Source organism: Candidatus Effluviviaceae Genus I sp., from assembly GCA_016867725.1.
Classification (GTDB): Bacteria; Joyebacterota; Joyebacteria; order Joyebacterales; family Joyebacteraceae; genus VGIX01.
On record VGIX01000029.1, the window covers coordinates 1 to 22,378 of the forward strand.

General features: G+C 69.5%; 13 protein-coding genes and 1 tRNA gene. 2 read left to right on the forward strand and 12 right to left on the reverse strand.

The features are described 5' to 3' along the window. Nucleotides 1-106: 106 nt before the first annotated feature. Nucleotides 107-2,599, reverse strand: coding sequence for a T9SS type A sorting domain-containing protein (locus FJY74_07100; protein ID MBM3308075.1), 2,493 nt, complete (start codon nt 2,597-2,599; stop codon nt 107-109). A gap of 207 nt (nt 2,600-2,806) precedes the next feature. Here FJY74_07100 and FJY74_07105 point away from each other — a divergent pair, with 207 nt between their 5' ends. Both FJY74_07105 and FJY74_07110 read left to right on the forward strand, forming a co-directional pair. Continuing rightward, entirely contained in the window at nt 2,807-3,607 is an 801-nt protein-coding gene (locus FJY74_07105) for a hypothetical protein (protein MBM3308076.1), read from the forward strand. Nucleotides 3,608-3,863: 256 nt separating this feature from the next. Further along, nucleotides 3,864-7,550, forward strand: coding sequence for a hypothetical protein (locus FJY74_07110; GenBank protein ID MBM3308077.1), 3,687 nt, complete (start codon nt 3,864-3,866; stop codon nt 7,548-7,550). 155 nt (nt 7,551-7,705) lie between these two features. On the opposite strand, the gene FJY74_07115 is transcribed toward FJY74_07110, so the two are convergent. From FJY74_07115 to FJY74_07165, 11 genes are all read right to left on the reverse strand, one after another. Further along, the gene (locus tag FJY74_07115) at nt 7,706-9,211 is read right to left on the reverse strand and encodes a carboxypeptidase regulatory-like domain-containing protein (protein ID MBM3308078.1); all 1,506 of its coding nucleotides are present in this window, start codon (nt 9,209-9,211) and stop codon (nt 7,706-7,708) included. A 79-nt stretch (nt 9,212-9,290) separates the two neighbouring features. Next, a complete protein-coding gene (locus FJY74_07120; GenBank protein MBM3308079.1) occupies nt 9,291-13,082 on the reverse strand; it encodes a hypothetical protein in 3,792 nt (1,263 codons plus the stop codon). Nucleotides 13,083-13,144: 62 nt separating this feature from the next. Continuing rightward, nucleotides 13,145-14,152: a hypothetical protein gene (locus FJY74_07125; GenBank protein MBM3308080.1), complete on the reverse strand. Its 1,008-nt coding sequence runs from the start codon at nt 14,150-14,152 to the stop codon at nt 13,145-13,147. A 43-nt stretch (nt 14,153-14,195) separates the two neighbouring features. Then, nucleotides 14,196-15,734 carry a hypothetical protein gene (locus tag FJY74_07130; GenBank protein ID MBM3308081.1) on the reverse strand — a complete coding sequence of 513 codons (1,539 nt, stop codon included), beginning with the start codon at nt 15,732-15,734 and terminating at the stop codon, nt 14,196-14,198. Continuing rightward, nucleotides 15,724-16,629 (reverse strand): hypothetical protein, encoded by a 906-nt coding sequence (locus tag FJY74_07135; GenBank protein MBM3308082.1) that lies wholly within the window; start codon nt 16,627-16,629, stop codon nt 15,724-15,726. Before FJY74_07135 ends, FJY74_07130 begins: the two co-directional genes overlap by 11 nt. After that, entirely contained in the window at nt 16,626-17,741 is a 1,116-nt protein-coding gene (gene pgsW, locus FJY74_07140) for a poly-gamma-glutamate system protein (protein ID MBM3308083.1), read from the reverse strand. Before pgsW ends, FJY74_07135 begins: the two co-directional genes overlap by 4 nt. Further along, on the reverse strand, nt 17,722-18,183 hold the full coding sequence (gene pgsC, locus FJY74_07145) for a poly-gamma-glutamate biosynthesis protein PgsC (protein ID MBM3308084.1): 462 nt from the start codon (nt 18,181-18,183) through the stop codon (nt 17,722-17,724). The genes pgsW and pgsC overlap by 20 nt, the downstream gene beginning before the upstream one ends. Before the next feature lie 66 nt (nt 18,184-18,249). Beyond that, the gene (gene pgsB / locus FJY74_07150) at nt 18,250-19,419 is read right to left on the reverse strand and encodes a poly-gamma-glutamate synthase PgsB (protein MBM3308085.1); all 1,170 of its coding nucleotides are present in this window, start codon (nt 19,417-19,419) and stop codon (nt 18,250-18,252) included. 148 nt (nt 19,420-19,567) lie between these two features. Then, complete coding sequence (locus tag FJY74_07155; GenBank protein MBM3308086.1) at nt 19,568-20,698, reverse strand: hypothetical protein; 1,131 nt, start codon at nt 20,696-20,698, stop codon at nt 19,568-19,570. A 297-nt stretch (nt 20,699-20,995) separates the two neighbouring features. Then, nucleotides 20,996-21,072 (reverse strand) — tRNA-Asp (locus FJY74_07160). Nucleotides 21,073-21,134: 62 nt separating this feature from the next. Next, on the reverse strand, nt 21,135-22,378 hold a 1,244-nt coding region (locus FJY74_07165), incomplete at its 5' end, for a SpoIID/LytB domain-containing protein (protein ID MBM3308087.1).

Here is a 22,378-nt window from a genome sequence, read left to right on the forward strand (position 1 = left end):
CTTCTACACCCCCAACTCCAACCACGCAAAACAAGAGGCGGGCGAAGCCCGAACCCCGCAGGGTCCGGCTCCACCCGCCTCATCAACAACTGCGAATCTGGTGATACTACTTCAGAAGCAGCATCTTCCTCGTCGCCGCGCTTCCGTCCGCCTCGAGCCGCACGAAGTAGACGCCGGATCCCACGGCCAGCCCGCGGGCGTCGGTTCCATCCCACACGACTCTGTGCGGGCCGGCGGACAGGAACCCGTCTGCGAGCGTCGCCACGCGGCGGCCGCTCACATCGAATACCGCCAGGTCGACCTGGCCGGCGTCCGGCAGCGCGAACGAGATCGTCGTCGCGGGGTTGAAGGGATTGGGGCGTGCGGGGTGCAGCACGAGCCGCGTGAGCGCGCCCGCGTCGTCGATCCCGGCGGGCACCTCGGCGACGGCCACGACCTGGATGTCGTCGATGTTCCAGCCGCAGTACCGCCAGCCGGCGTCTGTCGTCCCCATGGTCCACCGGAGATAGACCGAGGGCTGCCCGTCGGCGACCGCCGAGATGTCGAGGTCCATCAGGTGCCACGAGGTATCCTCGATCGACACGTTCGACGGGTTCTCCCAGACCGTGGTCCAGTTCGTGCCGTCGGCGCTCACGCGGACGTACGCGTGGTCGTAGATCCCGCGCTCGACGCCGAGCCACCGCCAGAACCTGAGCCGCGCGCCGCGCAGGCCCGTCATGTCGATGGGCGTGCTCGTCAGATGATACTCGGGCATGCTGTTGGGGTAGTCACCCGCGAGGTTGTAGCCGTACACGTTCGAGCCGGTGTGGCCGCTCGTCGGATCGGGGCCGCCGTACTGCCCGCCGCCGCCCGTGGGAACGCCCCGCGCCCACTGGCCTTCGGTCGCCCAGCCCGGATCGGTGTCGAGGTTCCACTCGTACTGCAGGGCCGCGCCCCCGACAACGAGCAGCACCTCCCGTGACGTATCGCCGATGTGGCTCGTGAGGTCCGTGAAGCGCACGGTCGCGATGTGCCCGCCAGCCGGAAGCAGGGCGGCGTTCTCGTTGACCGCGACCGTCACGGTTGCGGGCACGCCCGGCACGAGGGTCCCGGAGGTCTGCCCTGACAGCGTGATCCACGGGATCCACGGGTCCACCGTGACCTCGTAGCTCACGGCGCCGCCCCCGTAGGCGATCTCGTAGTCGACGCCTGCCGGACCGAACGGCCCGCCGACCGGCCCGTCGAACGTCGCGCCCGAGGTCGGCGTGACCGACAGCCCCGCGTCGACCGTGAGCGCCTTCATGCAGAAGTTGCCCGTCCCCGTCCAGGCGCCGTCGTCGTAGTAGTAGAAGTCGTTCCACACGGAGCCGCTCCTGTAGAAGCTCTCGCCCGGCCTCGCCGATGACTCGACGATCGTGCGGTAGCTGGCCCCAAGAAGCACGGGGACATCCGACGTCCTGTCGTACGGCATGCCGCCGTGCGAGAGGGACAGGTACACGAAGAAGTCGTCCCCCTGCCTGAGAAGGACAGGCGACGGAAGATCGACCGTCTCGAATCCCACGTGCGCGAGCACGCCGGTCGCGCTCGCGAGCTCGTCGAGGAGCTCGCCTCCCTCGAACCTCCCGTAGATCCTGACCGCGTACGTGACGTCCTCGTCGGCGACGAAGAAGCTCACGGCCTTGAGCAGCTCATCGCGCCCGGCGGTGAACGCGTTCATGGCCTCCGTCGTCCCCGGCATGGTGTCGCGCCACCCGTGGTAGTCGTGGTAGTACACGTGCTGGTACGAAAGGGGCTCGACGTCCTGGAACGAGACCGCGCCCATCTGCGGCTCCTGGCACGCCCACTTGTCGTAGTAGGAGATCCAGAAGTACCCGGAGAACCCCCAGCTCGCCCCCCAGCTGTTCTTCACGAGCCACGCGCCGGGGCCCTGAGGCGCCTGCGTGACCTTCGCGTCGTTCCAGCCGATGATGGCCACGGCGTGATTCGGGAGAAGCTCGCTCGAGGGCGGCTGGTAGTGGATGTAGCCGCTGATGAACGATGAGTCGTAGCACATGCAGGTCCCGAGCACGCCGTAGGTCATGACGGCCTGCTTGATGGCGTTGATGTTCGAGAGGTCGGGACCGGCGACGAGCCACTCGACCCGGCGGGGGTAGTAGTAGTGATAGCCGGGAGCGCTGCGGAGGGGCGGCGTCGAGTACGACTGCCCGTCGACGTCCCGCACGGCGCCCTCGCACCGGCTGAGGTACGCCGTCGTCACCATGTAGTCGCCGCCCTCGTGCACGATGAGGCCGCCGCCCGTGGGCGGGACGGTGTCGTCGTTGTTGTGCTGGTTGAAGCCGTTCCACCAGTCGAGGTGGTACTCGGCCAGGTTGGGTTCGCCTGTCTCCCCCGCCGCGGCCCACGCCCCGGTCATGAGGAGGTTCCCCTCGATCGCCGCCATGGCTCCGTGGGTCCAGCAGGTTCCCCCCGACTGGCTCTTCACCGACGTGACGTAGTTCGTCCCGCCGACGTTCCGGAGGTCGAAGGACGCGGGCGGGTCGGCGAAGGCGTCGACGACCAGCCCAGAGACGCAGATGCCCGCCACGAGGGCGGGCAGGACTCTCAGCACGGCGCTCTTCATGTCGCGGCTCCTCTCTGACACCAGCCTAGGACTTTGAGCATAGCACAGAACTGACGACCGGGCAAGGCTGACCGCCCAATCGCTTGACCCATTGAGGAGAGTGTGGTAAAGTGGCTGGTGTTGATACGTGCCCGAGTGGTCGGTCGCCGGGGTCGCACGGGACCGATCTGCTGTGTCCGATGCGGCGTGAAGGAGGCGTTGAGGCTCATGACCCACCGGTATCTGATGGTCCTTGCAGCGCTTACCCTGGCTATGTGCGCAACGACCGCCCCGGCCGCCGAGGAACTGACCGTCGATGCGTACAAGAACTGCATCGGCCTCATGCAGACAGGAGGGGCGTACGCGGCGGTGACGCCCGGGCTCACGTACACGGTCACCGTGGACGGGAACGCCCAGGCCAACCCGAACTCCCTGTCCGTGTACGACGGCGTCTTCTGCTACTACTACGACCAGTCGAGGCCGAATCACCCGATGGTCAAGTATCTCCCCAAGACGGAGCAGTTCACATTCACGGCCACATCCGCAGGGTTCTACGCATTCCTCGCCGACAAGACCCTGAAGGACGTCGCCGACAACCTCGGGAGCATGACCGTCACGCTCACCCCCGGGGGTCGCGAGCAACGACTCGAGCTGACAGTGGACGGCGTGTTCAACTGCCTCGGGCTCGAGGACTTCGGATCGGCAAAGATCATCCTGATTCCGGGGACGCGCTACACGGCTTCCGTGACGGGGGACGCCTCTACCAACGGCTCCGGTGACGGGTTCTTCGACGGCGTGTGCGTGTTCTACCGCGAGTACGGGACGGGGCGCCATCCGATCATCGACGTCCTGGACGTTGGGGAGACCATCACCTTCCGCATCCACGAGACGGGGTGGCTCTACGCGTTCCTCGTGGACGACAGCTTCAACGCCGTCGGGAACAACGACGGTACCTTCGTCGTGCGGCTCGAGGAGGACACGCCCGTCGAGGACGGGACGTGGAGCAGCATCAAGTCGCTCTTCAGGTAGCAAGGCGGCCCTGGCCTGGGAGCGCGTTGAGTCTTGCAGCGGGGCCCGCCGGAAGGCGGGCCCCGCTGTGTTACGGCCATCGCGAGGGAATGGGTGGACGCGCACCCCCGAAGTGTGCTAAAGTGAGACCATATACAGGAATAGGCCGAACTGCGCGGTCCGGGATGGCCGCCCCGCAAGCGGGCGGCCCGGGGTTCCGGGCGTGTCCTCGCAGACGAGAAGCACCGAGGAGGTCGCAATGGTCCTGAGATCGTGCTTGCCGCGGCGCAGCCCGAGATGGCTGGCCCTCTCCCTTCTGGCGTTCGTCGCGGCGCTCCCGTCGCCGGCTACCTCCGAAGCAGCGGCTGCGCCGCAGGCCCCTGCCGCGCTCGAACTCCGCGTCCTCGAGTCCGGCACGGCGCGCAACGTCGTCGAGATCGTGGTCCCCGAGCCCCTCTTCGAGCGGGCCGACATGGGCGGCCGCGCCTACGACGTGGCACGCATCCCAGGCGCGGAGCAGTTCGGCGAGCTGGGGCAGCCCCTCACCGCGGTCGCGGGTGGCCTTGTGGCCGTGAAGCCCGAAGGCGAGGTCTCGTTCCGCATCCTCGACGCCACCTACGAGACCCGGACGGGCATGTCGCTCGTCCCCGTGCAGCCTGCTGACCGCGCCGCGAGCGATCCGGTCGCCTTCGACGCCGCCGCATACGCCGCCAACGAGCTCCTTCCCCGCGAGAGCGTGACCGTGGGCGAGCCGGCCATCATGAGGGACCTCCGCGTCGTGCCGCTGCGTGTCTACCCTCTTCAATACAACGCTGCCGCAGGCGAGGCACGCATCCTCAGAAGGGCCGTTGTCGAGATCACCTGCTCCGGGCGCGGCGGCGAGAACGTCCTCACCGATGTGCGCCCCCTGTCGAGGTCGTTCGAGCCCCTCTACGAGTCGCTCGTGCTGAACTACGGCGCCGTGCGCACCCGCGGGTACGAGAACGACGGCCGAGGCAAGTACGTCATCATCACACCGGACGTGTACTACCCCAGCATTCTGGGGCTCGCCGAGTGGAAGCACCGCTCGGGCATGGAGGTCGAGATCGCGAAGCTGTCGGTCATCGGCTCGACGGCCGCCAGCATCAAGGCCTACCTCCAGAACGCCTACGACAGCTGGCAGGTCCGCCCGGACTACGTGCTCCTCGTCGGCGACCACGAGCAGCTTCCGGTGGGAACGGGCAGCATCGAGGATTTCTACGCCAAGCTGGCGGGCTCGGACTACCTCGTTGACGTGTACGTGGGCCGGCTCTCGTGCGACACCGTGACGCAGTGCGACCTCCTCGTGGCGAAGACCCTCAACTACCAGCGCACGCCGTACATGACCGACACGACCTGGTTCAAGAAGGGGTGCCTGATCGTCAACGAGGACTGGGACGCGTCCGATGCCATCTACTTCGCCGACACCTGGTTTGCGTACAACCTCCTCCAGGCCGAGGGCTTCGCGCAGATCGACACGCTGTTCGAGAGGAACGGGTCGAACAAGAGCCACGTGTACGCCGCTGTGACCAACGGCCGCGTCGTGCTCAACTACCGCGGCCAGGGCGTCTCGAACTGGTACACGCCGTTCGACTGCGACCCCAACCAGACGAACCCGGGGTACAAGCTCCCGGTCGTCGTCTCCGCCACCTGCGCAAGCGCGAACTTCTGGGACTACGACACTCGCCCATGTGAGACCTGGATGCGCGCGGGGACGGTCGCGGCGCCCAAGGGCGCCGTCGGGTTCCTTGCGACTTCGCGCGTTGCGACCGGGGTTGCGCACCTCAGAAGCGTCGTGGACCAGGGCATCTTCGACGCATGGTTCAACCTCAAGATCCGGACGGTCAGCGCTGTGCTCGCGTACGGGAAGTATCGCCTCTACGTCACGTATGGCAATCAGACCGAGTACCAGGAGTGGAACTGCCAGGCCGACCCGGCGCTCGACATGTGGACCGACACGCCGAAGGCGCTGTCGGTCTCGCATCCGACGACCGTGCCCCTCGGCGCCAGCAATGTCGTCGTGCAGGTGCAGTCCTCGGGGAACCCGGTGCACGGCGCGACCGTCTGCGCCTACTCCCCCGCGGGCGTCTACACCGTCGGCCAGACGAACGACCAGGGCTTCGTCACGCTCGCCATCAACGCGCCCCAGGCCGGGACGCTGTACATCACCGCCGCGGGGCACAACCTCCACCCCTACGAGGGATCCGCTGCCATCATGGCCAACGGCCCCTACCTTGCGCTCGTGAGCACGGTCGTTGACGACAGCGGAACGGGCGACGGCGACGGCGTGCTGGAGCCAGGCGAGACGGCGTGGATTGTCGTCACGCTGCGGAACGACGGGACGGTGGGCCTGAGCGGCGCCACCGGCGCGCTCAGCGCCGACGACCAGTACGTCGTGGTGACGGACGGCGAGGGTGCGTTCGGGACGATCGCGGCAGGCGGTGGAACGGCCAGCACCGTGGGCAACTCGTTCAGGGTGAGCGCAAGCCCCGGGGCGCTCCAGGGCCATGAGGTCTCGTTCACGCTGACAGCGTCAGGCGACGAGGCCCGGTACGCGCAGGAGATCCCCTTCACGCTGACGCTGCCCGGTCAGGTCGAGGGAGGCCCCACGGGCCCCGACGCCTACGGCTACTACGCGTACGACACAGGTGACGGGTGGACCGGCCAGGCGCCGGTGTACAGCTGGGTGGAGCTGGTCGGCACGGGCACGAAGATCACCGCCATCACCGACAGCGATGACGCCATCACGACGTACAGCCTCCCCTTCACGTTCAAGTACTACGGGACGAACTACACGCAGATCTCCACCTGCTCGAACGGGTTCGTCTCCATGGGCGTCGAGGACTACCGCCGCGGGTACAACAACCAGATCCCTGACGCCTACGGTCCGCACGCGATGATCGCCCCGCTCTGGGACGACCTCAACCCAGGGACGACGTTCGGCGGGGCGGGAGACATCTACCACTGGCACGACTCCGCAAACCGCAGGTACATCATCCAGTGGGACGGCATCCCGCACTACGGGGCCGGCAACCCCGAGACCTTCCAGCTCATCTTGCTCGACCCGGCGCACCACCCGACCGCGACCGGGGACGGCATCATCATCTTCCAGTACAAGGTCGCGGCGATGCCCGGCACGGCGACCGTGGGCATCGAGAACCCGACGCAGACCGTCGGGATCCAGTACGCGTACGACGGGTACTACGACCCGAACTCCGCGCCGATCGTGAGCGGTCAGGCGATCAAGTTCACGACGGAGCCGCCACTGCAGACACCCGTGTGGCTCGCTGTGACCGCGCAGGCGGTCGGCGACGCGCCGCCCGGCGGCGACGGGGACGGCCACGCGGAGCCGCTCGAGACGGTGAACCTGGTCCTCACGGTGAGAAACGGAGGCACGGGCACGGCTTCCGGGGTCACGGGCGTCCTCACGACGTCCGACCCGGGCGTGAGCATCGTGAACGGCACCTCGTCCTTCGGGAACATCGCGAGCAATGCCACCGGCACGAACGCCGGCTCGCCGTTCGTGATCGCGGTCGGCGCGACCCCCGCCGGCGAACTCGTGGAGTTCGACCTCCACCTGTCGACCGGCGGCCGGTACGACACGTACGACATCGTGACCATCACGCTCGATCTGTCGCAGACCGGCGTCCACGACGGCCCCGTGCCGCTCGTGTTCGCGCTCAAGCAGAACGCGCCGAACCCGTTCGGCCGCGGCACGGCCATCGCGTTCGACCTGCCGGCGCCGGCGAGGACGAGTCTCACGGTCTACACGGTCGGTGGCCGTGAGGTCGCGACGCTCGTCAACGAGGAGCTGCCGGCGGGCCGCTACACGGCGCTGTGGGACGGGCGCGACGCGTCCGGTCGCGATGTCGCCGCGGGCGTCTACCTGTACAGGGTCGAGGCGGGAACGGACGTCGGGATCCGGAAGATGCTCCTGATCAGGTAGGGCTCGGGGGCCTCAGTGCACGGGCGGCCGCCCGTCCGTGCGGCGGGCGCCACGACAGACCCACAACGCATCGCCGGCCCGGGCTGCGCGCTCGGGCCGGCGACTGCGTGGTGCCTCGCGTGGCTTGCTGCTCAGGGAGAGCGATGCGGGGGACGCTATCGCGTCACCACGACCTTCGCCTCGTCCGTCCCCGCGTCGGTGAGCAGCCTTGCCAGGTACACGCCGCTTGCGACGCGGGCGCCGTCCGCCCCGCGCCCGTCCCAGAGGACCCTGCCGAACCCGCCCGGTGCCCTGTCCGCCGTGAGCGTGGCGACCGCGCGGCCGCCCACGGTGCGGATCTCAACGGTCGCCGGTCCCGTCGTCGGTGACGAGAACTCGACGGCCGTCCCCTGCCCCGTCGGGTTCGGCGCGACGCGCGTGATCCTCGGCGACAGCGACGCGTGGTCCGGCACCCCCGCCCACGCCTCGAGCGCGCAGTCCACTCCGGTCAGGCCCGCCGCGCCGACGACAACGCCACTCACGGTCTGAGTGTCGTACCCGGGGCTCGAGAACTGCACGGTGTAGGTCCCCGGCATGAGCATCCGCCAGTACCGGCCGTAGAGCGGCTCGGCGGTCCTCGGATGCAGCAGCGCGGACGCGAGTTCGACGACCTTGACCTCCGCCACGATGGGGTCGCCTGTCCCGGCGTCGGTCACGCGTCCGGTGATGCCGGGGCCGCGCGTGCGGTCGAGAAGGTAGCGCGCGCCCCGAGCCACCTTCCTGCAGATGCCGTCCACGCGGGCGCCGGCCGGCTGACAGAGGTTGCTCAGGATCTCCTGGTCGAACCCGATCGTCCCGACCGCGCCGTACTGCCAGTTCCGCGCGCGCCCGCTCGTGGCGAAGCCGTAGACGGCCGTGTAGCTCACGCCCGCCTCGGTCTTCGTGCGCGACGCGAGCCCCGCGGCGACGTTGTAGATGACGGCGTGGTCGGGCGCGAACCCGTAGCCCGGCCAGTACCATGGGTAGTACACGCAGTCGCCGTCGGAGCTCCTCGGGCTGTGGTAGTTGACGGCGAAGACGGGCTTCTCCGCGAGGCAGAAGTCGCGGATCACGCGGTTCTCGGGCTCGGAGAACGGCGCGGGACCGCGGTAGTACTCGTTCGCCGGGGTTCCGCTCCCACCCTGGCTCCAGTTCCAGTCGTAGTTCTGGTTGAGGTCCACGCCGTCGTAGGTGAGGTCGAACACGCCGTTGTCGTTGTTGTCGCGCTTGTTCTTCCGCCAGGTCGTGTCCACGCCTGCCGTCACGACGCTGTGCCCATCGGGGTTCAAGAGCGGGATGAACCAGATCTCGCAGTCGTCCACCCACCCGGTGATCGTGTCGTTCACGCCGTACCCGGTGGTGAGCTCGTCGATCATCCACAGGCACGTCTCAAGGCCCATCACCTCTTCGGCGTGGTGCACGCCGTTGTAGAGCACGACCGGCTCGTCCTCGTCGTCGGCGACGTTGTCGGAGATCTTGAGGGCGTAGATCGGGAGGGCGTCCGTACCCGTCGTGCCGAGGGTCACGAGCTTCGCGATGGACGGGTAGGCCGCCTCCACCGCCGCAAGCGCCGCCTCCGTCTCCCCGAACGTGTGATACCGGTCGTCGAGCGCGGGCCCGGGCGCGGCCCCAACGATCAGCATGACGCACGCGACCGCGCAGGCCGCGTGCCGAGCGGCGGCACTCCCCCGACAGTCTCTTCTCGCCGGCATCCGCGCCTCCCTACTTCATGAGGACCATCTTGCACGACCGTTCCTCGCCGAGCGCGGAGAGGCGGCAGAAGTACACGCCGCTCGCCGCGTCCTCGCCCCGGTCGTTCGTCCCGTCCCACGCCGCCTCGTGAGATCCGGCGGCGATCTCGCCGCTCGCCAGCGTCGTCACGCGTCGGCCGGAGATGTCGAACACCGCGAGGTCGACGACCGCCCGCTCCGCCAGCCGATACGAGACGACCGCGCGCGGGTTGAACGGATTCGGCCGCACGCCATCGATGGCGACCCTGCCGGCCGCGAAGCCGTCGTCGGGGACGCCTGACGACGGGTACGGGTCCGGCGGGTCCGTCGTGAACTTGATCGCCCGCCCCGCCGCGAGCGGCGCCGCGGCCGCCGGCCTCACGCCGAAGAACGAGTACAGGAGCCCGCCGCACTGGTCCGGCGTCTCGATGCCCACCGTGCTCCGGTTCTCCGGCTCCACGTCGGCGATCGTGTGGTACTGGAAGACGATCTCGCCGTCGCCGGTGGCCGTCGGGTGCAGCGCTGGGTCGTAGAGGATGAGTTGAAAGGTCTGGTAGCCCCCGCCCGTGCTGTAGAACGTCCCCACACGGCTCCACTCCACAACGAACCGCCCGTCCGGGAAGTACTTCGTGAGCACGGCGCCGTGGCCGATCGGGTTTCCGAGCGAGTCCACGTACGCCGGCACGAGCTCGTCCCAGAACGGCGCGATCATCGCGTCCGGCCCGAGCGGGCACGGGATGACCGTGTTCCTCGGCTGGTGCTCCCACACGGGCGCAACGCCGAGCCCGACGTTGCCGTTCGAGCACACGGAGATGTCCGCGAAGTCCTGGCCGTAGTATCTGAACGTGAAGGGCAGCGGCACGGTCACGATGGTCTCGAACGCAAGCCCGAGGTCCGTTCCGGAGCCGCCGTAGGCCGGGTCGATCTCGACCCACGAGTAGGTCGGCTTCTCGCCGTACGCGGCGTCGGTGTTGTCGTAGGCGAAGTACCCGTAGGCGTCCGGGCCAAGGGGAGTGCTCGAGGTCGGCGTCCCGACGACGAGCGGGAAGGTCACGAACTGCGAGAGCCCTGCGGGGCCGGACAGGTTGAGGATCATCGTGAACTCGTGGCCGATCGCGACGCCGGACGCCGCGCTCACAGAGAACGTGTTCGACGCGTTCGATCCGGTGCCCTCGGGCGGGATCGTCCCCCACGACCCGGAGGCGTCGGTGACGGAGAGCCCGCTCGTCGGCCCGACGAGGGCTCCGGAGAGCCAGCCCGCGGCCAGCCGTCCCCGGTTCGCCAGCGTGACGGTGAGCGTGGCCGACTCGCCCGGGTCGAGCACACCGTCCCCGCCGTCGGCCACGACCGCGACGACGAACTCGAGGAGCGGCGCTCCTGCCGTCAGCCGCACCTCGCTCGTCCACGACTGCTCGGACGCGGTCCGCACGAACAGCCAGAACAGGAGCTCGGTGCCGTTCGCGATCCCCCCGGGCATGTCGAAGACGAACGGCGCGTCGCCCAGGGCGGTGGCCCCGGCCGCGATCGCGCCGTACGACGCGCTGCCGTCAACCACGACGACACCCGACGGTGAGACTGGCACGAGCTTGCAGGTCACGCCGGTCGCGCCCGCGGTCCCGTAGTTCTTGAGCGTCACGGCCAGCTCGACCCGCTCACCCGGGTTCACGACGCCGTCACCGTTGCCGCTGGAAGGCGCCACGGCGTCGTCGTCGACGGCGTGGGCGTGCCACCCGACCGTCGTGGCCTGCTGCACCACCGTCACCGTGCCCACGTACGGCTTGCAGTTGACGGCGTTGACCGTGACGCGCACGTCCCCGGCCGTCGAGGCGAGCAGTGGCACGGAGATCGTCCGCGCGCCCCGGAGCGCCCTGACCTCGTACGACTCGTTCTCCTTCCAGACGATGACCTCGGCCTCAGGCACCGGCGCCCCCTCGGCGTCCGTGACAGTCACGACGAGCCGGTTCACGCCGAGCGCCACGGTCGGGCTGTGCGAGACGACGAGCTGCTTCGGCGCCGCCGTGCGGAGCTGGAGGTGGGGGTCGCCCAGTGTGTTGTACACGTTGAAGTAGAACTCCACGTCCTGCACCCGCGCGGTGTCGAGCGGGAAGTTCCGATAGACCTCCATCTTCCCGCGGAGGAGGGCCTGCCCGAAGTGCGCGAGACCCTCGTTCAGGATGCCCTGGTAGATGCCGGCATCGATCGCGTTGTTCCACTTCGTGGACGTCCTCCACTCGGTCGGACCGGTCATGACCGGTCCTCCCCGGAGAGCCGAGGGCGTGCCGGAGCGGATCCACGTCTCGCCGAAGCACGGCTGCGGCCCGCGGTCGAAGTTCCCGGTCCCGCAGACGATGCTGGTCATGACGGGGAGCATCTTCCCGTTCGACAGCGCGTCGATGTCGGTCCTGTAGAACGCCGGATACTCCCACCCGTCCGCGTTCGCCCACCCGCGGTAGTTGACGAACGACACGCCGCTGTTGATGGCGTTCCTGATGGGCACGGACGAGGTCACGGGCGGGTAGAAGATGGTGTCCACCTGCGCGTACCCGTGCTGAAGGAACATCTCCCCGATCCTGAGGACCGTCTGGCGCGGCGAGGTCATGCGGGCGCCCGTGGCGTAGTTCCCGGCGACCGCGAGCGACCGCGTGTACCAGTCGTTGTTCGCCGCGTCGCAGTCGCGCTCGTACGAGAGGACCTTCAGGCACGCCACGACCGCTTCGGTCGTGCTCGAGACCGACATGCGCCCGACCATGACGTCCGGGAAGTAGTCGCCCCCCTCGAGCTCGGCGTACGGGTGGTCGGTCGCATCCAGGATCGTCGTCCCCTGCACGTAGAAGCACGGGATGGGCGGGCCCCCGCTCGCCATGGTGTCGCCCACGAGCAGCACGTAGTCCGGCGGGCTCTCCCAGGTGTCGTACGCGGTCTGGATGAAGGCCTTCACGTCGGCCGCGGTGGGGTTCGCGCCGATCTGCGAGAGCAGGACCACGACGGTCTCGATGCCACGCCGCTGCTTCCACTGCACGAACTCCGCGATCGACGCGGCGAACGCGTCGCGCGTGATGATGAGATAGGTCCCCCGCCTCACCTCGGCACGCGGCAGGCTGTCGTAGTTGAGAACGAGACTGCTGTAGAGAGGCTCGAAGGCCTCCGAGCGGAACGGACGCTCGACCCCCTTGGGGTTCGCGCCCTCGCCGCCCGTGAAGCGCAGATCCACCTCGACACGCTCCGCGACGACGAGCGCGCGCTCCACCGGGTTGTAGCGCACCGGGAACACGCGCACCTGGACGAGCCTGAGGTCCCGCATCACGGCCGGCTCACCGACCGAGGCGACAACCGACGGGTAGACCGCATCCGTGCCATAGAACCCGGGATCGGCGACCGCCTCCGCCGGCTCCTCGCCCACCCTGGCGAAGGGCGCCGCCGGCCCGACATCGAGGCCCGAGACGACGCGCTCGCCGATGACGCGCGCTTCAAGCTCCACCCCGCCGGTCGCGGGAACCGCGATCAGGTAGGAGAGCACGGGGAGATCAGGAAGACCGGGCTGTTGCATGGTCGTTGCGCCGGGGAGCGCGAGGTCCACGGCGCCGAGGCGCCCGCCCTGTCGCTCGTTCACGAACACGCCGGGGACCTCGACCTCGAGGCGCACGCCGTCCACGCCCGACGCGAGCACGCGCGCCGCGGGTCCCTCCTCGACCGGGCTGGCGATCTCGAGCCACTCCCTGGCTGCGGCGGAGGCCGACAGCGCGACCACGATGCAGAGCGCGAGCGTGACGTTCCCAGGTCTCACCGTTCTCTCCTTCCCCCGAAGCCGCCGCCCGATGCCGTGGCCGCCGGGCCACGGGCGCGCGGTCACTCCTCCTCTGCGATGACAAGCCCCCAGTCCCTGTCTGCGATGTACACGTGCGTGTCGGTCACGAAGACCGCGTTGGCGTACGGCGTCGCCAGCGAGCCCGCCGCGGTCGGCGCCGGCGGGTCGCTCACGTCGAACACCTGGAGCCCGCCGGTGTGGCAGGCCACGTACAGCATGTCGTCCCGGCAGAAGGCCGTGACGGCGTTGCCTCTCGTCTCGATCGTCGTCACGATCTCAGGCGCCGTCGGGTCGGACACGTCGACCACCTGGACGCCCGCCCGCCAGTCCGCCACATAGGCGTAGTTCCCCGCGGCGGCCACGCCCCGCGCCTCGCCTGGGGTATCAACGCCGCCGAGGCGCGCCGCGCTCGTCGGGGTCGTCACGTCGAACAGCACGAGCCCGAGCTGCTCGGCCGCCACAAACGCCTTGCCTCCGTAGAGGCACACTCCACGCGCGCTCCCTTGCGTGTCGCCCTGGTACACCCCGTTGCCGAACCACGCCTGATACGCGGGGTAGTAGCGCATCTCCCAGATCCTGAACCCGCCCTCGCCGTCGGCCGCGAAGATGTAGTGGAGGAGCCCCGGCGTGGCCTCGATGATCTCGAGATCGCGGGCGCGGGTGCCCTGGCAGTAGGTCAGGTAGACAGGGCTCGCCGGATCACGAACGTCGAACGCGACCGCTCCCACGCTCCCGTCGGTGACGTAGGCCATCCGGTCCGTCGGCGCGTAGTCGCAGCCGCTCGCGTCGAAGAGGATCGGCCCGCTCCCCAGCACGCCGGGCGCCGCGGGGTCGGCCACGTCCACCAGGACGAGTCCCTGCTGCCCGGCCGCGATGATGGCCATGTCGCCGGCGACCTTCACGTCCTGGGCGTACCCGGCGATCGCGGCGGTCCCTACGATGCGATACCCCGTCGAGTCCCCGCCGTCGGCCGGGTTTCCTCGGCGCGCGCACCCGGTCAACACCGCCAGGATCGCCCCGACGACGAAGAGCGCAACGGCGCCCCCCACCCGGCCCAACCACCCCGGACGGCGCTTACTTCTGATTATACCATCAGTTATGCGTCCAGTCAAGGAAGTGCACCCCTTCCACTGAGAGCCTGACCCCCAGTCTGTAGGCCTCGAAGTCCTTCGTCGCCCCGATGTCCGGCACAGCGTCGGAGTGCGCCTCGCGCGTTCTCCGCTCGCCGAAGAGCTCGACGCTGGCTCTCTCCGTGAGCCTGAGCTCCACACCGCCCGCAAGCGTGAAGTACGTGTCGTCCCGCCCCGCGTGGTACGGGTCGTCCGCCCGGCTCTTCTCCGTGAGGTAGAACCTGCGGGCGACCGCCCCGCGGAACCGCACGATGGCCTCCCGGCCCCAGAGCTCGCCCGCGGCCAGCCTGACATGGACCTCGTACTGGTCCTGATCGTAGGTCGTGTCGCTGTCGTCGGACATGCCTCGGGTTTCGCCTGGCTCGTCATATCCCTTCGCCGCGGACTGCCTGAGTGAGTACCCCAGATCCACCCTGAGCCCGGCGCGGGGGCGGACGGTGCCCCGGACGCCCACGGTCATCACCCTGGCGTCGTACTCGACGAACGCCGGGTCGTACCAGTACTGCTCGTACTTCCAGTGCCCGGCGACGTCAACGGGCAGCGAACGGTCGCTCCCCATCTCCACGCCGAAGCCCTGCTTGGCGAAGCTGCACGCGCGGTAACCTCCCGTCCCATCCGCGTCGGCGTCCCACAGGGCGCGGACGTGATAGTCGGGGATCGCCTCATAGCCGAGGGAGAAGTACGCCACCCGATGCCGGCGCTCCACGAGGCGGGCGCTGAGCCTTGCGAAGCTCTTCTCCGTGTTGACGGCGGCGAGCCTGAGGTCCGCGCCGAGCGTGAGGGCCGTGCTTCGCGCGCCCGGCTCCTCCCTCACGAGGGAGACCGATACGCCGGGCTCGAACCGCACGTCGTCGGCGGACTCGATGGGGAAGCGGTCGGGGCGTTCGCCGTCGAGGAGGTCGTCGATGTCCGCATCGGAGTACCTGAACAGGTTCGAGTCGTACGCGACGCCCAGCCTGAACGAACCGCCGAGCTTCGTGCGAGGGCCGGGGACCGAGACCGCCGCGGAGAGCAGGTTGAGATCGAGGACGCCGTCCGTCGGGCGCACGAGCGTCAAGCTGACCACGTGTCTGCCCTGCGGGATGCCACCGTCGAGCGTCAGGCGCACCGGCCTGCCCGCTCGCGTCCCCGGGATGTTCGGGTACGACGCGGTCCCGGCGGCGGCACGAAACACGTGCCTCGTCCGCGCCCGCCCGTCCAGGCTGAGCTCGACCTCGACGTCCACTGGACTCGGCTGCGCGCTCGCCGCGTCCGCACCCACCCCCGAAGTCCTCGGGTCGAACCGCCATCGCGCGATGGCCTCGAACGACGCGGGGCCCTGCATCGTGACCGTGATCGGCCGCCCGGCGGCCAGGGGATAGTACCGGTACAGGGCGCCCGAGATCTCGATGGCGACCGGCGTCACGGCACCGTCCGGGACGAGCTTGGCGGCGCCCGCCGGCGACGCGGCGGCGAGGAGCGCGAGGACAAGCGCGAGCGCGGCCGCCCCGTCACGGAGCATCGCGCACGTCCCCGCGTGGGATGTTGAAGCTCAGCGCCACGCGCCCCGCGGGCGGCTCCGCGAGCCGGAACACCAAGGCGTGAGACCCCTCACCCACCTCCATGCTGATGTGACGAAGCGCGCCCGGGACGACGTCCGACCGGTCGCGGCAGAGGACGCTCGTGGACGGTCCGGCCTCGATCCTGTAGAGCACCTCATGGCCGCCCGCCTCGCTCACGCCGATCGCGTAGGACTCGCGCTTCGTCGCCCCCAGGTCGAACAGAAGCCGGGTGTTCACCCTGACGGTCGTCGGACCGACGACGTCAACCACGATGGGCGCGACGGCGCTGAGCACGTGGTATGCCAGCTCCTTGCCGCCCGAGAGAAGCACCTCGACGGGCGCGCCGCCGCGCGGCGCGATGCCGGCCTGGGGTGCATCCCCGCTCGACGACGCGAACACCCTCGCGTCCACGCGCGCGAGCCCACCGGCCCGAAGCTCGTAGGAGTGTCGGCCCGTCGGCACGTCGATGTAGAGCCGCCGCACGACACCAGGGCGGACGCTGTCGAGCACGACGTAGAACGCCCGCTCCGCAGGAACCGTGTCGAAGTCGCGCGTCTGAACCACCACGCCGTCGCGGACCACGGAGACGGAGTACGAGTCCTTCTCCCTGCTGTTCGGGATGACGAGCCGCGTGAGCACCTTGAGTCGCTTCGGCCCCTTGACCGAGAACGAGAGGGCCCGCGTCGCGTCGAATCGGTGATACGTCGCCTGCGTGCCGTCGACCATGAGCGCCGAACGCGAGGCGTAGCCCGTCAGTGGGACGGACCTCCACTGGGGCGTCGACGACGCAGCGCTCGCCGCGGAGCCCGCGGCGAGCGCGCCCGCGAAGAGCGCGACGGCGAGACCGAGCCTCATGGTGCCTCCGTGCGAGCGGGCCGCCGGAAGATGTAGTGCTTGAGGTCGAGCCGGACGACCGCGAAGATGAGGAAGCCGTAGAGGACCGCGAGCACACCGGCGAGCGGCGTGTTGTAGCGATCCTGGTAGAAGACCGCCCCCGTGCCCACCGCCGCCGTCGGCGCGATCTCGCCCGAGAGCCCGTAGCGCGCGATGAGCGCGTCGGCCCCCGGGGCATGGATGATCGGTACGCCGCGCTGCGCCATCCGCGCGAGAACCCCACGGCGCGGGAAGTGCCTCGTGGCGAGCCGCCGCGTCAGCCCGGGGCGCACGAGCTGCCCGACCTGCGCGCTCCCCAAGCTCGCGAGCCCGCCGCCGACGTTGATGTACGCGCGGTATCCATCATCGCCCACCGCGCCCGCGTACACCTCCATCCGGCGCCGGATGGCCGCGTCGAGCGTGCGCTCGACGATCGGCGTCACGCCGTTCCTCGCGATGGCCGCGTCCACGAGGGCCCGCCCTTCCTCCGAGAGCCCCCGCCCCGCATCATCGCCGCCCCCCCGCGACGCAGCGATCGACCGGTGGGAGATGACACGCTCACGCACGAGCACGCTCTCCATGTCGAGCCAGGTGAGCTCCGGGTCGGTCGCGCCCCACATCGACGCGCCCACCGACGATACGATGACGGGGATCGCGCCCACCGTCTCCACGGCGATGATCGCGCAGGCGTTCAGGAGCGGAAAGGACCCCGTCATCCCGAGGGCGACATGGTCCCCCCTCCGCACGTCGGCGTCGCGCAGGAGCTCGACGAAGACGGCCGCGAGATTGGGGTCCAGCGCGCGGAGCTTCTGCTCGGGCGAGCCGCGGTCCGTCGTGATGAGCGAGAACCGAAGCCCCACGAGCCCCGTCTGGGCCGGGTCGTTCACAGGATCGATGGGAAGCCCCGCGGCCAGGCGCTCCGCCCTGATCACGCGCAGCGCGCGCTCGGCCCTCGCGGCCGCCTCGCTCTTCTCGGCGAAGTGCGGCTGCACGGCAGGCGCCTTGGCCCTCTCGGCGACGATGAGAAGCAGCACACCGACCGCTGCGAGCGCCGCGAGGGAGGCGACGTGTACCTTACCAGGCTGGTACTTCAATGGGCACCCCTCCGACCGCGACCATGAGAGCCAGCCGCACGAGGACCGCGGCCATGACCATGGCCGCGAGCGTCCTCGCCGCCCCCTGCTTCTCCATCCAGTAGGCGAGCAGCCCCGGGATGATGTACCCGATGGCCTCGAAGCTCAGGATCTCCGGCAGCTCGGGCCGCCCGAAGATCACTCTCGTCAGGTGCCCGCAGAGGAACCCGATGAGGATCGCGAGGACGAGGTGACGCCGGCCGTACATGAGCATGAGGCGCCCGAGGAGCCTCACGACGAGGAAGGTGACGATCGCGGCCGCGACCGTTCCGACCACCCGCCAGGGCTCGGCAAGCGCCAGCGCGATGTAGCCGGGGACGACCATGCCGCCGGCCGCAAGGCCGAACGCTTCCGAGAAGATCAGGCTCATGAGAAGGCCGATGCCGATCGCGACGGGTATCACTCGCCTACGTCCTCCTCCATCTCCGCCGGGCGGGAGGCTCGCGGTCCGACCGTCTCGGCCACGGCGTCACGCCCGCCTGCTCCTCGCCTTCACCAGCCCCACGAGCTCGCCGCCGACGCCACCGATGTTCCCGACGCCCACGACGAGCGAGCGCGCCTCGGTGAACTCCAGGATCTTCGCGTAGATCTGCTCCGCGGAGCAGCCCGCCATATCGATCAAGGCCTCGTCCGGCACGCCCCGCCTGCGGGCGCCGGCGAGCACAGGATGCGTAAGCGCCCCGGCAAGAATGAAGCGATCTGCCTTGAGGTCGCTCCCGAGCATCTGCCCGTACTGCCGCGCGCGATCGTGGCGGTCGGCCCGCATCGAGACGACGCCGATCACCGTCCGCGAGCGGTCGCCCTCGGGCACGATCACGCGCCAGATGGCCGCCGTCGACTCGGGGTCGTTCGCGGCGAACCCGTTGACGAACTCGATCTCCTTGCCCGCCTCCCGCACGCGGTGGATCGTGAGCGCCCCGACGTCCGGCGCGGCCGTCCGCATGCCCGAGAGCGCGGTCTCGCGCGGGACGCCGAGGCGCTCGCACACCGCGAGGGACAGCGCGATGTTGTCCGCGTGCTCGACGTGGCCGAACCCCGAGGTGATGTCCGTCCCGAATGCGGCCGGTTCCACCTCGCGGAACTCCGCCCGCCGCTCCCGCGCGGCCGCGGCCAAGACGGCCTGCCGTTCGTGCTCGGAGGTGAACAGGACTCCCCCGGCGGGCGTGGTTCCGGACAGCGCGATCGCCACGTCGCGCACCGTCGGCCCCATGACGTCAAGGTGGTCGGGCCGCGCGTTCGTGATGACGCCGATCGTGGAGCGCAGGATGCGCTGCTCGCACACCACCTGAAGCTCGGGCATGACCGCCATGCACTCCATGACGATGGCCCGGGCGCCCTCCTGTCTGGCGCGGCGGACGATCTCCAGTTGCTCCCTCACGTTTGGGGGGCCGGCGCGCGGGATGGGCTCCTCGGTGCCGTCCGGGTGGATGTACCGCGCCGCCGACCCAGTCGTCTTCGCCACCGTGCGGATGCCCCCGGCCCGGAGGCCGGCCGCGATGAGCCGTGTCACGGACGACTTGCCCCTCGTGCCGTTCACGTGGACCCTGATGGGGATCGCGCGGAGGTTCCTCAGGTGGGCGCGGTACTCCAGGATGCCGTAGGCGACGTAGGCTGCGAGAAGGATGGCTACGAGCAGCATGGAACCCGTGACCCTCCCCGGGTACGGCGGCACACGCGATGTGAGCGTAAGCAGAGAGACTAGCAGGCGGTCCCAGGCCCGTCAACAAGCAGGGACGGGCCCGAACGGGCCCGTCCCTGTACTGCAGACTCCTGTGGAACCGGCAAGGCTACCTGTACAGGGCCTTGATCGTGCCCCAGCTTCCGTCCTCCACCGGCGACGGCTCGGCGCCGCCGATCTTGAGCCACTTGATCGCCCAGCCGCGGTAGTTGACCGACGAGTCGGACCCGAAGAAGAACCCGACGTGGATGGTCTGGCCGACGTACTGGGTCAGGTCGAAGCAGTGGCGCACGAACGTCGTGCTGTTCCCGTTGAAGCACGGCTCGCTGGGCGTCAGGCACTGGATCGAGGTGGCGCCGCTGTACACGACACCGGGGTACCCCCCGGCCGGCGCGATGCGCGTCCAGGTGGTCCCGCCGTCGGTCGAGACCCGCACGTTGCCGCCGTCCCAGGTCTCCATGTAGTAGTAGTGGCACAGCTCGAGGCACTTGCAGTCCGGCGTGATCGTGAACGGCCCGACCACGGCAGCCTCGCCCTTCGAGTTCGGGTAGTTGCCGGCGAGGTTCGTGATGAGCACGTTCGTCCTCGGCACGCCGTTGCATGCCACGGTCGGGACCGACCCGACGGGCATGCCCCACGCCCACGGCACCGGTCCGCTGCCGCACGGCCGGCTGTACCAGCCGTTCGGGCCCTGGTTGAAATCGAGGAAGTAGCAGTTGTGCGGGAACGGGCAGCACGGCGGAGTGGTCTCAGTGCACGTGACGGTCAGCGTCCAGGTGGCCGGATACGTCGGCGCGGTGCCATACTGGTCAACCACGATGTAGTAGGTGCCCGCCGGGACCATGGACACTGTGGTCGAGATGTGGCCGCAGAACGGATTGCCGAAGTTGGTCGCCTCGTCGCATGCCGACAGGATGAACACGTCGGGATCGTTCGTGTAGTTCGACAGCGTCGCGGTGAATGACCACACGTTGGGACCCGGGAGCGTCAACGTGTAGACGACCTCGCCGCCGCCCTCGTTCCATGCGCACCCGTTGTAGAGCAGGACGTTGCTGGTGAGGCCCGCGTTCGTGCCGGTCACCGGCACGCCGCACTGGATCGGGATCGCGTTCGAGCAGTTCAGAAGGCCGCGCGTCTGTTGGAACACGGGCCCCTCGGGCTTCTCCTTCGTGTCCGCGGCGGCCGGGAAGACGACCGCGGCGATGAGAAGCAGGCTCATGAGCACTGTGACAAACCGCATGGACAACCTCCTCGCTCAGAAGGTCTCTCGTTCCGGGACACTCTCCCCCTGCATTGCTCGCCGCCGTGGCCCGCCTCCTGTCGGCCGGCGGCACGACCACCTGTCCACTCCTCCGGGACGGTGCTGCACAACCCCACCGTCCACATCCAGCTCGGACAAGAGTATACCGCAAGAGAGCCGGCGGGTCAAGCACTCAGGAGCACCGAGCCTCTGAGGGCCGCATCCTGCCTCGGTGAGCAACCGCACACCGAACACGGCGAAGGCCGCCGGCAGTCGCACCGGCGGCCTTCAGGCAAGTGGCGGGGCCGACGAGATTCGAACTCGCGACCTCCTGCGTGACAGGCAGGCGTTCTAACCAGCTGAACTACGACCCCGCAAGGCTCTCCGAGAATCTACCAGCGGCGAGGGGCGTTGTCAACCGCCTTCTTGCCGCCGGCTACCAGACGTCCCGCAACCGAGCAAGCGCCGTGCCCGGGTAGTAGTGCGCGAGGATCTCCTCGCAGGAACGCCCGGCGCGGGCCTGGCCGAGGGCCCCGTGCTGGCACATGCCCACGCCGTGCCCGTTGCCCCTGCCCCTCGCCGTGACGCGCACGACACGCCCGCCGCTCGTCTTCACATCGAGATCGAACCACGCGCTGCGCAGGATCCCACCGGTGTCGGGTCGCAGGAGCAGCCAGCGCACGCGGTCGCCGAAGACGCGGTACGTCCCCGAGGTCGTGCGCACCTCGAGCCACCGAACGCGTCCTGAAGGCGAACGCTCGGTGGCTGCGAGACCGACGATGTCGCCGATCGGCTCCCGCACCGGCGTTGACGCCACGGCGGGAAGCTGCCCTCGCACGAGCCGCGCGACCTCATCCCCCGTCCACGACACCGTCCACGTGAAGGACGGAGAGCTCCTGCACCAGGCGTCATCCGGGCGCGACGCTCTGCCGCCTCCGTCCGGCAGCGAGCGAAGGTACGGAAGCTCGCCGAGCTCCCACACTTCGTGCCGCGCCGCCGTGCGCCCGCCGCACGTGGAGTGGAAGTACGTGTGCGCGGGCCGCCCGGCGAACGTGAGGATAAGGCCCGCCGTTTCGAGGATCGCCCGGTCGCACACGGGGTCCTCGAAGTCGGCGCCCTGATAGAGCTGGTCGGCGATCGTCGCGAGCACGTCGAAGTCCCCGGCCGCCCGGCCGCCGCTCGACGCCGCGGCGTACGTCCGCGCCGCGACGGCCTGTGCCTTCACCGCCTCGATCTCAGCGGGCGACCGGGCGCCGATCTCCCCCGGCACGACGCCCCTGAGATACGCCTCCATGCCCACGACGTTCACGACCGTGAGCGAGCCCGGGGCGGCAGGGTACACCTCGATCTCGCCGCGGTAGGCGACGCCGTTCACGACCATCGCCGCCGGCGCTTCGGGGCGTAGCCTCACAGTCCCCTGCGCAAGTTCCAGGGACTGCCCCCCGCTCGAACGCGCGGTGATCCCCGCGTCGGTGCCGACGAACGTCCACTCCTCGCCCGAGGACGCCTGCAGGCGGCGGGCAGCGCCCGAGTAGACCGTGAGCGAGAACGCACCCCTCGCCGACACGACGACGCTCTCGACGCTCGCCGCGAGCCCGACGCGGATCGGCTGGTCGGTGAGCGCGTCCCACGCCCCATCGGGAGGCCTGCCGGCGCCGGGCGGACCTTCGGGACGCGCCG

What these genes read in the sequence shown, in the direction of transcription:
- FJY74_07100 (MBM3308075.1), bottom strand. Translation starts at nt 2,599, where the DNA reads ATGAAGAGCGCCGTGCTGAGAGTCCTGCCCGCCCTCGTGGCGGGCATC.
- FJY74_07105 (MBM3308076.1), top strand. Translation starts at nt 2,807, where the DNA reads ATGACCCACCGGTATCTGATGGTCCTTGCAGCGCTTACCCTGGCTATG.
- FJY74_07115 (MBM3308078.1), bottom strand. Translation starts at nt 9,211, where the DNA reads ATGCTGATCGTTGGGGCCGCGCCCGGGCCCGCGCTCGACGACCGGTAT.
- FJY74_07130 (MBM3308081.1), bottom strand. Translation starts at nt 15,734, where the DNA reads ATGCTCCGTGACGGGGCGGCCGCGCTCGCGCTTGTCCTCGCGCTCCTC.
- FJY74_07135 (MBM3308082.1), bottom strand. Translation starts at nt 16,629, where the DNA reads ATGAGGCTCGGTCTCGCCGTCGCGCTCTTCGCGGGCGCGCTCGCCGCG.
- pgsB (MBM3308085.1), bottom strand. Translation starts at nt 19,419, where the DNA reads ATGCTGCTCGTAGCCATCCTTCTCGCAGCCTACGTCGCCTACGGCATC.
- FJY74_07155 (MBM3308086.1), bottom strand. Translation starts at nt 20,698, where the DNA reads ATGCGGTTTGTCACAGTGCTCATGAGCCTGCTTCTCATCGCCGCGGTC.